Genomic DNA, 14,593 nt, shown 5'->3' with positions numbered 1-14,593 from the left:
TAATGGGCCCGTTAATCTCATCACCTTCATTTTTTTATTAATACTAGGCGGAACTCACCAAAATCCTTACCTAATATCAACTTGATAGGCACGATTGAAATCGCAAAACCTAAGATCACCCCGATAGGCGTCACAATAATCTTGATCGTTTCTAGTGGAACATGCAGCGCCCCCATGATTGCACCGAGAATAGCACCAAGCACTGCACCGATAAGCATCGCCACAATGATGGCAATAATATTTCGCCAGACATATGCCCACCAAACACGAATCGCCCTACCCCAAGTGACTTCAAGTTCCATGATGCTTCCTTTTTAATTTTGATAGTCTTAATCGTATATTAGTTTGAATTTACCCACTATTTCAAACTATATGTGCGTTGATACTCTTTGTAGTAAAACATCGTAGAAGGTTACAATAACGCTTTCTGATAAATATCAGGCAAAACCTCACAAATACGAAGTATTTTGCCAAGTTTATCCTTACCATCCAGCTCAATCAAAGTACGAAATAAAGGTAGCTGCTGGTGCAATATCTTAAAGGTTAATCACTCACATGAAATGCGGAATCGTCGGCCTGCCTAACGTAGGTAAATCCACTTTATTCAATGCCATCACAAAAGCTGGCATTGCAGCAGAAAACTACCCTTTCTGTACTATCGAACCGAATGTAGGGATTGTCGAGGTACCGGATACCCGTTTACAACCACTCATCGATATCGTCAAACCGCAAAAGATTCAGCCTGCCATCGTTGAGTTTGTCGATATTGCAGGTCTTGTTGCAGGTGCTTCCAAAGGTGAGGGCTTAGGCAATAAGTTTCTTGCGAATATTCGTGAAACCGACGCAATCGCGCACGTAGTTCGATGCTTTGATGATGGCAATGTGGTGCACGTTGCTGGCAAGGTTGATCCTCTGGCCGATATCGAAACCATCAATACAGAACTCGCGCTGGCCGATATGGAAACAGTCGAAAAGACTTTGCAACGCGAACAGAAAAAAGCCAAATCCGGCGATAAAGAAGCCATCGCACTTTCTGCCGTGCTCGAAAAAATCGAGAAATGGTTAGATCAAGGCAACCCTGTCCGCACACTCGGTCTTGATGTAGACGAACTGGCAATCATCAAGCCTTTATGCCTGATCACCGTCAAGCCTGTGATGTATATCGCCAATGTTGACGAATCCGGTTTCGACAATAACCCATTACTTGATCAAGTCGCCAACCTCGGCAAAGCAGAAGGCGCACCTGTTGTTTCCATCTGCGCCAAGATCGAAGCCGAAATCTCCGACCTTGAAGATGAAGATAAAGCCATGTTCTTAACCGAACTAGGGCTGGATGAACCCGGCCTAGACCGCGTTATCCGTGCGGCCTACAGCTTGCTCGGTCTGGAAACATATTTCACCGCGGGCGTAAAAGAAGTACGCGCATGGACTATCCGCAAAGGCTCCACCGCCCCGCAAGCCGCTGGTGTCATCCACACAGATTTTGAACGCGGTTTTATTCGTGCTGAAGTCATTAACTATAACGAATATGTCGCCCACAAAGGCGAACAAGGCGCTAAAGAAGCCGGCAAAATGCGGCTGGAAGGCAAGACCTACATCGTGCAGGATGGCGATGTGATGCACTTCTTGTTTAATGTCTAGATATTGCTGAAAACCGCAGTTGTTTTTGACAATACCCCCTCAAAACAATAGAATGGCGGGCTTGATTAAATCCAGAGATTTAATCAGAAGATTTCCCCGGTGATGTAGCTCAGCTGGTTAGAGCACAGGATTCATAATCCTGGGGTCGAGGGTTCAAGTCCCCCCATCACCACCAATAAACATAAGGCTTACAGGGCATTGCAGCTTTGTAAGCCTTTTGTCTTTTTATCCATATGGAGCAAAATGAGTTACATAAACCAGCCAAAGAGCTCTAGCGGTGCTTTCAAACTGTATCCTAATTGGTTTTATTTGGTATTCTGTGAGCTACTAATCTGATTGTTTGTTTAATGGCTCTAGCTCTATCACTCAGCTTTGAATCTATTCAGGAAAATTCATCTTAGTATGATCTAAAGTTAATCTAAATTTGATTGGATTAGTGATATCCAGTTCTTCATCTGGTGTGGGGTAAATAACCCAAGGCAAGTTTGGAGTTAGGCTTGCCTGAACACAGTGAAGGAATATGGCTTCTATGGTAATCATAAGATACTCCAAGGCATAGACTAATTCACCCCTTAATGCTAATGGACCTTTAACAACTTCGCCTTCAATACCCCATGTTGGTGTTCTAACCAAGCCCGCAGGGGTAATCTCAAAATTAGTAAATACTGTTCGTGATAAATCGGCATGTTCATGGAAGTTTCGTAGGTCAATCAACCATTTACTAAATCCACTGTTATCTCTTACAAATTCTGAGAGATGGTGGCTCTCACCAAATCTTTCGACAAGCTTCTTGTGTAATATTTCCAAATTCTTAATGGTGCCAGACAATCCAAAAAACTTTTGAGGAATCGCACTCATCAATCTGACAGACTTATTAGCATTGATCAAAAATGTACTACAAGCTTCTTCTAAGCCATCCACTTGGGGAAAGGGATTAATGCCCCTACCGCCCTGTGTTTTGGTTAAACCATTATTGTTTATTAGCTCAATAATAGAATCTATCTGGTCAATTATCTTGTTGGCATTGGATTCACATATCAGCAGAGACTCTTTACATGAATGCATATGAATTAAAATAGGGAGCTTGTCTTTTGAGGTATCTTCAAACATAAGCGTTTTTAGTATTTCTTCGGACTGAAGCAATACTCTCGCTACAATTGAATTTCCACTCCCTACCTTAGAGCTAGGAGCTATTACCCAAGGTGCATCAGGATTTGAATCTTCAGGGTCAATGGACTGTGGGCTTTTAATTCTAAATGTCCTATCCACTTTATAAGCTTCCAGAACATCACCCATACTGCAAAATGCAGTGACGCCACCTGTTCCACCCTCTAATTCAAAACCACCTGCTGCATCTCTTTTTCTTATTGGCTTGGTCATGATTTACACACTATAAAGCGGAATCTAAATCAGATTATTTTTTATTTTTCTAATCTTTAATGATATAGGAGCTGCTATGAGTAAATTAAACATATCGTACACATGTAAGCTTGAATATTTTTCTTGGTGATGTCAGTTGGATACCATCATAGGCACACTTGAAAGCGACTCAATCAGTAATGCCACCATACGTTTTTTCATTGCAAGCCCCTTAACCTTTGACTAAAAATACGGACTAAGCCTATGAAAGCAATAGTATTATCCCATGGATAACACCAATAGGTGGAATAAAGAAGTCGACCACAAACCACAAGAAATTGCCGTCTCTTACATCCATATAGAGTGCTGATAAATAGGCAAAGATAATGCCTGCATAAATGACTAGATAGGCTAGAAAAGCCAAGCCGCCAGCACCGAAGCCGTAGAACAACAGTTTCTTGATTTTTTTCATATAGTCTCCAGTGATTTATTCATGGTGATAGTGAGCCGAGCAACCTTGCAAAAGTCATGGCATTTCAATACAGGCTCAGCATTATCGTTTAGGTAAGGCATAAACAACAATGCTATCGCCTTGCTTATAGCCGAAGATGGCATTACCACCAGCTGCGACTGCAATATATTGAATACCGTCGATCTCATAGGTAATAGGTGGCGCATTCACACCAGCATCAAATTTGGTTTGCCATAATAGCTTGCCTGTTGTGGTGTCGTAGGCATCAAAGTTTCCGTTGCCTTCTCCGCTGAATAACAATCCACCAGCCGTGGCGAGTACACCACCGATTAAAGGCTGATCGGTTTTATATTGCCAGCGGATTTTACCGTTGCTTAGGTCAATTGCACTTAACACCCCCCAACGCGGTTCATCAGCCAGCTCTGAACTGGCGTAACGAATTGCGGGCTTATCGGCTGTTGCAGGTGTTTCATGCAGCGTGTAATTTACAGGCGCATGCAAACCTGCGACATAGGCATTTTGCGTGACTTCATCAATTGCTGCTGGTGACCAATTTGAGCCACCGAGAATGCCGGGATATAAACGCGTGCCTTCTAATGTTGGTTTTGCAAATAGGTTGGATTGTGGGACGAAAGCATCGGATTTGAGCAGCAGTTTGCCGGTTAAGCGGTCGTTCACGTAGAACCAACCCGTTTTACCTGCTTGACCAACGGCGGGGATATCTTTGCCATCACGATGCAGATTGAACAGGATAGGCGGGCTTGCCAGATCATAGCCCCATAGATCATGCGGTACCTGCTGATAATGCCAGCGCAGCTTGCCGGTATCGGCATCCAGCGCGACCAAAGACACAGTGTAGAGATTATCGCCTGGGCGAGAGATATCGTTCATCTGCGGCGAAGGGTTGCCTGTACCAAAATAAAGCAGACCTGAGACTGGGTCGATTGCGGGTGTTGTCCATGCGGAACCACCACCAAAGCGTGCGGCATCCGGGTATTCGGTAAGCTTGGCTTTTTCAGTCGCTACATCACGATTGAGCGCCACACCATCTGGCGTTTTGGTGACAAAATCGCCCTCCCAACCTTGGGTGGGGATAGTATCAAATTGCCATACACGTTTGCCGGAATTCACATCGAACGCAGCCAGGAAACCAGGCCGACCATATAAGCCAGTAACACCAATGACCGCGCCAAGTGGTGCATCTGGATGTGGATTATCGATATGCAGGCCATAGCCGACACCGGTGATGCCGACGATGACTTTACCGTGATAAACCACAGGTGCCATGGCAATGCCAATCCCTGTGCCGCCTGTTGTCTTGGCGTGGCTATTCGGGTCATTACTATTGAGAGACTCTTGCCCCTCAGTCGTGACTGCATTATCCACAGCATCGATATCCCAAACGATCTTACCTGTCTTGGCATCTAGCGCGATCAGGCGGGCATCTACCGTGCCGATGAATACTTTGCCATACCCAACAGCCACACCACGATTTGCGGGGCCGCAACACATCTTCCAATCTTTGCGGCGCTGATGTTCATAACGCCATAACAACTTGCCAGTTTTAGCATCCAGCGCGACTACATGGTTATATGGCAGCGAGAGATACATGACACCATCGACCACGATAGGGGTTGCCTGAAAACTGGCAGTGACGCCGCTTTTATAAATCCAAGCTTGTGCCAAGGCTTTAACATTGTCACGATTGATCTGCGCTAGTGGTGAAAAGCGCTGGTTAGAATAATCACGGCCAAAACTGGGCCAATCTTTATTGGAAGGTTTTACGATGCTAGCGGTTGTTGCATCATGTTTAGGAGGGGATTGTGTGCACCCTGACATAACGACTTGCCCAATAAAGAGCACCGCTAAAAATAGCTTTCCAATCAAGGGGTTTTTCATTGGCTTATATGATTTAGATAGTTAAATGAAAAGCATAGATTGCGCAAGCATTCAGTATACATAATGGCAGGCAAAAGATAAGTGATTAAAACTATCCATAAAAAGCTAGATGCAACCGCTGACTGACACCTTAAAACAGCCAAATACCAGCTACAATATGCACTATGAAAATCCCCAAAAGACTCGCTCCGCTGGTAGAAGATGGCTTGATCGATGAAGTCGTACGCCAGCTTATGAGCGGAAAAGAAGCTGTTGTATTCGTTGTACGCTGTGGTGATGAAGTGCGTTGCGCGAAAGTCTATAAAGAAGTCGAACAGCGCAGTTTTCAGCATAATGCCTTGTATCAGGAAGGCCGTCGCGTGAAAAACAGCCGTCAGGCCCGTGCGATGCAAAAAGGCAGCAAGTATGGGCGTGAGCAGCAAGAAAAAGCCTGGCAAAGCCACGAAGTGGATACCCTTTACAAACTGGCAGCGGCGGGTATCAAAGTACCTAAACCACATAACTTCTATGAAGGCGTGCTGCTCATGGAGTTGGTCACCGGTGCCGATGGCAACGCGGCGCCAAGGTTGAATGATGTAGAGCTATCAGCAGAAGATGCGCTTACCTATCACGCCTTGCTGATTCAACAGGTAGTCAAGATGCTATGTGCGGGCATCGTGCATGGTGATTTGTCTGAGTTCAACATTCTGCTTGGCGAAGATGGCCCAGTGATCATTGATCTTCCGCAAGCGGTAGATGCTGCTGCAAATAACAATGCGAAAAGCATGTTCGAACGGGATGTAAGCAATCTTGCCAGCTATTTTGGCAGGTTTTCCCCGCAGCTGTTAAATAGCCAATATGGTTTGGAGATATGGCATTTGTATGAGCACGGTTTGCTCACACCAGAATCGCAGTTGACCGGAAGATTCCAGACAACCCAGAAATCAGCGGATGTCTCAGGTGTGATGCGCGAGATACGTGCAGTGCAGATAGCGGAAGAAAGAAAACAGAAAGCGATTCAAGAGGCGATTGCAGAAGACCAGAAGAAAGTTAAAAAGCCTGCCTATTAACTAGACGGGCTTTGTAGCTTTACGAACAAAACGCTTTAAGAATAAAACCGCTATATAACTTATGTTAATTCAAACCCATCAGTTTTAACTTGCTGTACAAGGTCTTACGGCTGATACCCAATTGGCGGGCTGCGGCAGAGACATTACCGGCATGAAACTGCATCGCATTACTCACCATCTCAGCCGTGAGCATACCGGCAGATAGTGGATCAGTATCTGTAACAGCTGGCTCAGCCATGAGATCGTCGAGAAAATCATCCATCAAGTGCTTTTTATCGATTACATTACCCGCAGATAATGCAAGTGACGTGCGCACCACATTATGTAACTGGCGGATATTTCCCGGCCATGGATGCACCTTGAACAACGCCATGATCTCGGCAGAAATCTGTTTATGCGGCACGTGCTCGGTCTGTAATATGAGCTTGATCAATGCATCAAGATCGCTTCTCTCTCTTAAGGCTGGCAGATTCACACCAAGACCATTGAGGCGATAGTAAAGATCTTTACGGAATTCGCCGCACTTCACCTTTTCACGCAGATTTTGGTTAGTTGCACTCACCAGCATGAAATCAAGTTTTTTAGCCTTGCTGCTACCGAGCGGTGTGACTGATTTTTCCTGCAAAACTCTGAGCAATCTGGCTTGTAGCTGCAATGGCATATCGCCAATCTCATCCAGAAACAGCGTGCCACCATTGGCTTGCTCAAGTTTGCCAAGGCTACCTTTACGACGTGCGCCGGTAAAAGCACCCTCTTCATAACCAAACAGTTCAGACTCGATCAACCCCTCTGGCAGTGACGCACAGTTAACGGCAACCCATGCGCCCTCTGCACGGTCACTTGCATCATGGATCGCACGCGCGAATAACTCTTTACCTACCCCTGTCTCGCCTTCAATGAGGATGGGGATATCATGATTCAGTACAAGCTTGATACGTTCGATCACCTGCTTCACTTGCATATCGCCGCTATCCAGCATATCTAATGTAGCAGCCGAACTACGTTTGGCTGGTGCCATCACTGGAGCTATCGGCTGAGAAGCATTGCTTGATAGTGCCGCATCGAATTCCATCTTGGCGAATATGCGCGCACCATTGCTCAACCTGAGCGGAAAGACCATATTGTGGATGCCGCCGACACCTGACATCACTGCACTGAGCGATTGATCGAACATGCGGTCGAAATGGATATCCCCCATCTGCGCATCAATATCAAACTGGAACTGACCGCTCCGGTTGATCGCAAGGAGCTGACCATCTTTCGAGAACATGGCTAGCCCCTCCCATAAGGTGCCGATGAACTCGGGGCGGGCATGGAAATGTAGTACCACTTCACTCTTGTGGCTGGCACGGAATATCCTGTTCTCGATCATCTGCGCGGCCATCTTTACCAGTGCCAGCGTATGCTGCTGCGGCAGCAAAAAGTCGTTAGATACATCCAGTGTGCCTATCAGCTCACGACCTCCGCCGAAGATAGGCACGGCAGAACAACTCAATACGTGATGGCGCTCCATGAAATGCTCGGCGCCTTGCACGCTGATCGCTGCACGTTCAGTTAAGGCAGTGCCAATGGCATTCGTACCGCGATGATCCTCATGCCAGGAACTACCCGGCTTCAGCGAAAGTTTTTGCGAATCATTCAAAAAATAGTTATCACCTGAGCTATGCAGTATCACGCCTTCGCTGTCGGTCAGGATCACCATACTGCTGGTATGCGCTATCTGCTCGTTCAACGTCGCCATTTCTGGCTTGGCATAGGAAAGCAGCAAGTGGTTCTGGTCGCAACGGCGCTCGAACTCATGCTGAGTCAACAGTTCGCTGTTGACTGGAGAGATGCTATCCAAGCCGTGATCGAGGCAGCGCTGCCAAGAACGTTGAATCGCCTCGGCGACGATGCCCTGACGCACTTCACCATTGGTCAGGAATTCGTTGCGGGCTTGTGAAACCGATTTTGATGGATCAAGCATAAAAAATCACCTATGGGCAGATGAAGCTAAGGTCTAAATTGTGTTTACCTAATGTAACACCTGTCACCCGGGTATACAACGTAAGGGGGATTTTGCAGCCCTTATTTCAAGCTTGCTGCAACGGGTAGATCGCCTTAATAGCCTTATCAGAAGCCGCTCTCGCAATACTGTCTCATTTCCCCACAATGTCTGGCATGACGATTGCCATATTCACTATGCAGATGGTAATGCATGCGGTTCAAAGAACCCGGTTTTTATAATTAATTCTATGGAGATGTACCTTGAAAACCAAACAATTAAAAGTCGCTTTAGGCGCAAGCCTGCTCAGTATGATATCGCTCTCAGCGTTTGCTGATGATGCAGTATTGAAGCTGACGCAGGATGATAACCAGTGGACACAGGCACGTAAGGATTATAGCAACACTGGTTACAGCAAGCTTTCACAGATCAACAAAGGCAATGTTCGCAATGTAAAACTTGCATGGTCATTCGCGACTGGCGTTAACCGTGGTCATGAAGGTGCGCCATTAGTCATCGGCGACACCATGTATATTCATACCGCGTTCCCGAATAACGTTTACGCGTTGGATCTGAATGAAAACCAGAAGATCAAATGGTCTTACTTTCCTAAGCAAGATCCATCAGTACAAGCATTGCTCTGCTGTGACAACGTAAACCGTGGTTTAGGCTACGGTGATGGCAAGATATTCCTGCAGCAGAATGACGGCACATTGGTTGCCCTAAATGCTGAGACTGGCGAAAAGATGTGGGATGTGAAAGTTGTTGATACCAAGCAAGGTGCATCAACCACGAATGCACCGCATGTATTCAAGGACAAGGTAGTCACCGGCTGTGCAGGCGGTGAATTTGGTGTTCGCTGCTACATCAGCGCATACAACATCAAAGACGGCTCACTGGCATGGCGTGCATATAGCTCTGGCCCGGATAGTGAAGTATTGATTGGTGCCAATTTTAACAAAGAGAACCCACATTACAGCGCACTTTCTGTTTATGAGGATGTGAACGGCGGCAATACTGAAGGTGGTTCTTTCAAAGCATTACCAAAAGACAAGCTCAAGTTTCCAGAGTCTGATCTAGGCGTTAAGACATGGCTTAAACCACAAGCGATCAAAAACGGCTGGGAGCACGGCGGTGGCGGTACATGGGGTTGGTACTCATATGATCCTAAGCTTAACCTGATGTATTACGGTACCGGCAACCCAGGCACTTGGAACCCTGATGTGCGCCCTGGCGATAACAAATGGTCCATGACGATATTCGCCCGTGACTTGGATACTGGCATGGCACGCTGGGGCTACCAGATGACGCCGCATGACGAGTGGGATTATGACGGCATGAACGAGATCATCCTATGGGATGCTAAAGGCAAGAACTTAGCGACCCACTTTGACCGCAATGGCTTTGCTTATACATTCGACCGCACTAACGGCACATTGCTGGTAGCCGAGAAGATGAACAAGTTCGCCAACTGGGCAACGAGTGTCGATCTTAAATCAGGCGTACCTAACAAAGACCCTAAGTATTCGACACACCAGGATTACAACGCGAAAGGCATCTGCCCTTCAGCATTGGGCGTAAAGGATGAACAGCCGGCAGCATACTCACCAAAGACCGGGCTTTTCTATGTGCCGCTCAACCACGTTTGCATGACTTACGAGCCAGTTGAATCCAAATACATCGCTGGGCAACCGTGGGTAGGTTCCACACTCACTATGTTTGCAGGCCCCGAAGGCGTGATGGGTGGCTTCATGGCTTGGGATGCACTAAAAGGTAAATCCGTTTGGTATAACAAAGAGAAATTCTCTGCGTGGGGTGGTGTACTTGTAACCTCTAGCGACCTCGTGTTCTACGGCACATTGGATCGCTGGTTCAAGGCGCTGGATGCTCAAACAGGTAAAGAGCTTTGGAAATTCCAAGTAGGTTCAGGCGTAGTGGGTAATGCCATGACATACACGCACAAAGGCAAGCAATATGTTGGTGTGTTATCGGGTATTGGTGGCTGGGCGGGCGTTGCGATGAACCTTGGTTTGCAGAACGAAACTGACGGCCTTGGCGCTGCTGGCGGCTATAAAGAACTTACCAAGTGGAACGCTGCCCCAGGCGGCGGAACCATGAACGTATTCAGCCTATAAATGAGATCAACGGCTCCCTTCTAAACCAAGGGAGCCTGATCAAAAGGATACTTACACCATGAATCTACGTTTTTTATCAATTGTATTGGTAGCGCTGCTACCCGCGATATCTCATGCGGATATATCACTCAAATCTACGATAGACGGAAAGCCATTGAAAGTCCCGGCTGATTTGATTGCTACTCCCGCTGCTAAAGAATTCTTTAGCACAGGCAAGAATAGCTATACCGACAATGCAGATGCGATCAAGGCGGGCAAAAAGATATTCCAGCTATATAGCTGCACAGCTTGCCATGGTGCTAAAGGTGAAGGTGCCGTTGGCCCTAACCTGATCGATGATCGTTGGAACTATCCCAAGAATACTACGGATCAAGGCATATTCGAAACCATCTGGGGTGGTACAGCCGCTGGCATGGGCGCAAAAGGCAAAGGCGTGATGTTGCCGGATGACCCCTCTGAAGGCTTGACCCCGGATGAGTTACTAAAAGTCATCGCATTTTTACGTAGCAATGCAACCAAGTAATTAACCAAACTCCACTCTCCCTAGTTGTGTTGAGGCTTAACCAGACATCTCCCCAGTGTCTGGTTTTTTTTGCGTCAATAATTCACAAATATGGAATTGTCTAATTGGATTATTTCCATTTATTGCAGTCGATGATTTTGGCATACTGAAGCAGCAAGCTATAACTCAGCAACTTGATGATGGATACTTAACGCAAATAAAGAAAAGAATGGCAGGTTTGCCAAAGTCTGTTTGCAACTTTTGGCGCACACTGTATATCCTAAACATAGCGTTAAAAATATAAAGTACTGAAAATACATCAAGTTGAAACACCGTTTTCAGATAATAACTAACAAGCTTTCTCGGAAACCCCAATGCTAGGCATCGTTCAGGTTGCATTAAAGCGCCCATACACATTCGTTGTGCTGGCGATACTGATCCTCATCACAGGTATATTGTCGGCGCTACGGATGCCGACCGATATCTTCCCTGAAATCAAGATTCCAGTAATCGCGGTTGCATGGCAATACACCGGTATGCCACCAGACCAAATGGCTGGCCGTATCTCTACCGTTTTCCAGCGTGTATTGACGACAACGGTAAACGATATCGAACACATCGAAGCAAACTCTTATACCGGCTTCGGCATCATCAAGATATTCTTTCAGCCCGGCGTTAATATCGCCACAGCGAATGCGCAGGTGACCGCAGTCGCCCAAACCCTATTAAGGCAGTTGCCGACTGGCACCACACCGCCGCTGATCCTGAATTACAACGCATCGACTGTGCCTATTCTGCAAATCGCACTTTCAGGCAAAGGCTTGTCTGAACAGGCGCTTGCCGATCTGGGTTTGAATATCATCCGCACTCGCTTGGTGACTGTACCGGGTGCTGCTGTACCTTTTCCTTTTGGTGGCAAGACCCGTCAGGCACAGATCGATCTTATCCCTGCGGCACTGCAAGCACGTGGTTTATCAGGACAGGATGTTGCTAATGCTCTTGCAGCACAAAATTTGATCACGCCGATTGGTACGCAAAAGATCGGTTCGTTTGAATATACGCTACAGTTGAATAACTCTGTTGGTCCACTTGAAGAACTCGGCGACTTGCCTATCAAAGTCGTGAATGGTGCGACGGTGTATATACGCGATGTAGCGAACGTGCGAGATGGCAATCCACCACAGACCAATGTGGTTCACGTGGATGGCTCAAAATCCGTACTGATGTCCATTTTGAAAAATGGTGCGACCTCTACTCTGGATATCGTATCCGGGGCAAAAGCTAAGCTTGAGGAGATCAAGCCTACACTGCCAGACAACCTGAACGCAGTACCTATCAACGACCAATCCGTCTTCGTGCGAGCTGCCGTCAAAGGCGTTGCGATCGAGGGTGTGATCGCCGCGATATTGACCAGCATCATGATTCTGCTGTTCTTGGGTAGCTGGCGTTCGACGGTCATCATAGCGATCTCGATCCCATTGTCGATACTCGGGGCGATTGTGGGCTTATCCATCACAGGCGAAACGCTGAACATCATGACGCTAGGCGGCTTGGCGTTGGCTGTCGGCATCTTGGTAGATGACGCAACAGTAACCATCGAGAACATCAACTGGCACTTGGAGCAAGGCAAGGATGTAGAACCTGCGATTCTGGATGGTGCACGCCAAATCGTCGTACCAGCATTCGTTTCGTTGTTATGTATATGTATTGTATTCGTGCCGATGTTCTTCCTTGAAGGTGTGTCCCGATTCCTGTTCGTACCGATGGCAGAAGCTGTGATGTTCGCGATGATCAGTTCATTCATACTGTCACGTACGCTTGTGCCGACCATGGCTAAATACCTGCTCAAGAAACATGCAGCCCACACAGACATACACGGTACTGCAGCGACCTTGCCGCCTTCACGTAACCCATTGGTGAATTTCCAGCGCGGCTTTGAAGCAAGGTTTGAGAGCTTCCGTGGTGGATATCGCGAAATCCTCGAACTAGCACTCACCCACCGCAAATTATTCGTGATCGTGTTCCTTGGTTTTATCGTGCTTTCAACTGCATTGATTCCATTCCTCGGTAGAAACTTCTTCCCGGCGGTAGATGGCGGGCAGATATTGATGCACGCACGTGTACCAGTCGGTACACGTCTTGAGGATACCTCTGCAAAATTCGCAGCCATACAGCAAACGATTCGTCGCGTGATTCCGGCAGAAGAGATCGTTACCATGGTCGATAACATCGGCCTGCCTTCAAGCTCGATCAACCTGACATACAACAATACCGGTGTGATGGGTTCACAGGATGGCGATATTCAGATCGCATTAAGTGAAGACCACCGCCCCACTGCTGAATATGTGAAGCAGTTGCGTGAGGTTTTACCTCGTGAATTCCCCGGGGTCACCTTCTCATTCCCACCTGCGGATATCGTGAGTCAAATCTTGAATTTCGGTTCACCTGCGCCTATTGATATACAAATACGTGGGAGCAATATTGCAGCTAACTATGAATATGCCAACAAGATACTAAAACAGATTCGTGAGATACCGGGCATCGCCGATGTACGCATACAGCAATCACGCAAGACACCTGTATTCAAGGTAGATATCGACCGCTCTCGTGCTCAGGATCTTGGCCTAACCGCACGGGATGTCACGAATAATATGGTGGTCAATCTTGCGGGTAGCAGCCAGGTCGCACCGACATATTGGCTGAATCCAGCTAACGGCGTCTCATACCCTATCGTGATGCAAACCCCGCAGTATGCACTTTCATCGTTAACATCACTTGAGAACACCCCTGTCAGCAGTGCCGACAGTAATGGCAATCAAGCGATACTGGGGAGTGTTGCCAATATTCAACGCAGCAACAATTACGCGCTATTCAGCCAGTATGACATTCAGCCTATGGTACAGATCCATGCTGCAACGCAAGGGCGCGACCTTGGTGGTGTAGCCAAAGATGTTCGCAAGATACTGGATGCAACCGCGCAAGATGTGCCAAAAGGTTCGACCATTGCCCTATTAGGCCAAGTCGGCACGATGGAAAAAGCATTTTCCGGCCTGCTCTTTGGTTTGCTTGGCGCGATCGTATTGATCTACCTGCTGATCGTGGTGAACTTCCAATCGTGGAGTGACCCATTCGTGATTGTCAGTGCGTTACCAGCTGCGATCGCGGGTATCATCTGGATGCTGTTTCTCACCTTTACGCCACTCTCTGTTCCGGCGCTTACGGGCGCTATCATGTGTATGGGTGTGGCAACGGCCAATAGCGTACTGGTGATCAGCTTTGCGCGTGAACGCCTTAATGAACTAGGCAACGCTACCGCCGCAGCGATAGATGCCGGTTTTGTGCGATTCCGCCCTGTGTTGATGACTGCATTGGCCATGATCATCGGTATGGCGCCTATGGCATTGGGCTTAGGTGAAGGTGGTGAACAGAATGCACCTTTAGGACGTGCTGTGATTGGCGGCCTGATCTTTGCAACCATCACAACATTGATATTCGTACCTGTCGTTTTCAGTATGGTACATGCCAAATATCACAAAGAAACAGTATAAGAAG

General features: G+C 47.2%; 10 protein-coding genes and 1 tRNA gene. 6 read left to right on the top strand and 5 right to left on the bottom strand.

Features of this window, described 5'->3' with window-relative positions:
* Nucleotides 1–26: 26 nt before the first annotated feature.
* On the bottom strand, nucleotides 27–302 hold the full coding sequence (locus A7981_RS02920; protein ID WP_067263769.1) for a hypothetical protein: 276 nt from the start codon (nucleotides 300–302) through the stop codon (nucleotides 27–29).
* A 253-nt stretch (nucleotides 303–555) separates the two neighbouring features.
* Between A7981_RS02920 and ychF the strand changes: the two genes are divergently transcribed.
* Both ychF and A7981_RS02910 read left to right on the top strand, forming a co-directional pair.
* Nucleotides 556–1,641 carry a redox-regulated ATPase YchF gene (gene ychF / locus A7981_RS02915; RefSeq protein WP_067263768.1) on the top strand — a complete coding sequence of 362 codons (1,086 nt, stop codon included), beginning with the start codon at nucleotides 556–558 and terminating at the stop codon, nucleotides 1,639–1,641.
* Between the two features lie 98 nt (nucleotides 1,642–1,739).
* Nucleotides 1,740–1,816: transfer RNA gene (locus tag A7981_RS02910), tRNA-Met, on the top strand.
* A gap of 203 nt (nucleotides 1,817–2,019) precedes the next feature.
* Here A7981_RS02910 and A7981_RS02905 read toward each other — a convergent pair.
* From A7981_RS02905 to A7981_RS02895, 3 genes are all read right to left on the bottom strand, one after another.
* A complete protein-coding gene (locus A7981_RS02905) occupies nucleotides 2,020–3,021 on the bottom strand; it encodes a hypothetical protein (protein WP_067263767.1) in 1,002 nt (333 codons plus the stop codon).
* A 241-nt stretch (nucleotides 3,022–3,262) separates the two neighbouring features.
* Entirely contained in the window at nucleotides 3,263–3,472 is a 210-nt protein-coding gene (locus A7981_RS02900; protein WP_067263765.1) for a hypothetical protein, read from the bottom strand.
* Between the two features lie 81 nt (nucleotides 3,473–3,553).
* Nucleotides 3,554–5,311, bottom strand: coding sequence for a PQQ-binding-like beta-propeller repeat protein (locus tag A7981_RS02895; protein WP_088178041.1), 1,758 nt, complete (start codon nucleotides 5,309–5,311; stop codon nucleotides 3,554–3,556).
* Between the two features lie 224 nt (nucleotides 5,312–5,535).
* Here A7981_RS02895 and A7981_RS02890 point away from each other — a divergent pair, with 224 nt between their 5' ends.
* Nucleotides 5,536–6,420: a PA4780 family RIO1-like protein kinase gene (locus A7981_RS02890; RefSeq protein WP_067263764.1), complete on the top strand. Its 885-nt coding sequence runs from the start codon at nucleotides 5,536–5,538 to the stop codon at nucleotides 6,418–6,420.
* 64 nt (nucleotides 6,421–6,484) lie between these two features.
* Here the strand turns inward: A7981_RS02890 and A7981_RS02885 are convergent, their stop codons facing one another.
* A complete protein-coding gene (locus A7981_RS02885; RefSeq protein ID WP_067263763.1) occupies nucleotides 6,485–8,386 on the bottom strand; it encodes a sigma-54-dependent Fis family transcriptional regulator in 1,902 nt (633 codons plus the stop codon).
* A gap of 329 nt (nucleotides 8,387–8,715) precedes the next feature.
* Here A7981_RS02885 and A7981_RS02880 point away from each other — a divergent pair, with 329 nt between their 5' ends.
* From A7981_RS02880 to A7981_RS02870, 3 genes are all read left to right on the top strand, one after another.
* A complete protein-coding gene (locus tag A7981_RS02880) occupies nucleotides 8,716–10,539 on the top strand; it encodes a methanol/ethanol family PQQ-dependent dehydrogenase (RefSeq protein ID WP_082889251.1) in 1,824 nt (607 codons plus the stop codon).
* 58 nt (nucleotides 10,540–10,597) lie between these two features.
* Nucleotides 10,598–11,062, top strand: a complete 465-nt coding sequence (locus tag A7981_RS02875) for a cytochrome c (RefSeq protein ID WP_067263756.1) — start codon at nucleotides 10,598–10,600, stop codon at nucleotides 11,060–11,062.
* A gap of 353 nt (nucleotides 11,063–11,415) precedes the next feature.
* Entirely contained in the window at nucleotides 11,416–14,589 is a 3,174-nt protein-coding gene (locus A7981_RS02870) for an efflux RND transporter permease subunit (protein ID WP_067263752.1), read from the top strand.
* Nucleotides 14,590–14,593: the final 4 nt, after the last annotated feature.

The organism is Methylovorus sp. MM2, from assembly GCF_001648895.1.
GTDB lineage: Bacteria > Pseudomonadota > Gammaproteobacteria > Burkholderiales > Methylophilaceae > MM1.
This window is presented reverse-complemented; position numbering and strand designations above follow the sequence as displayed.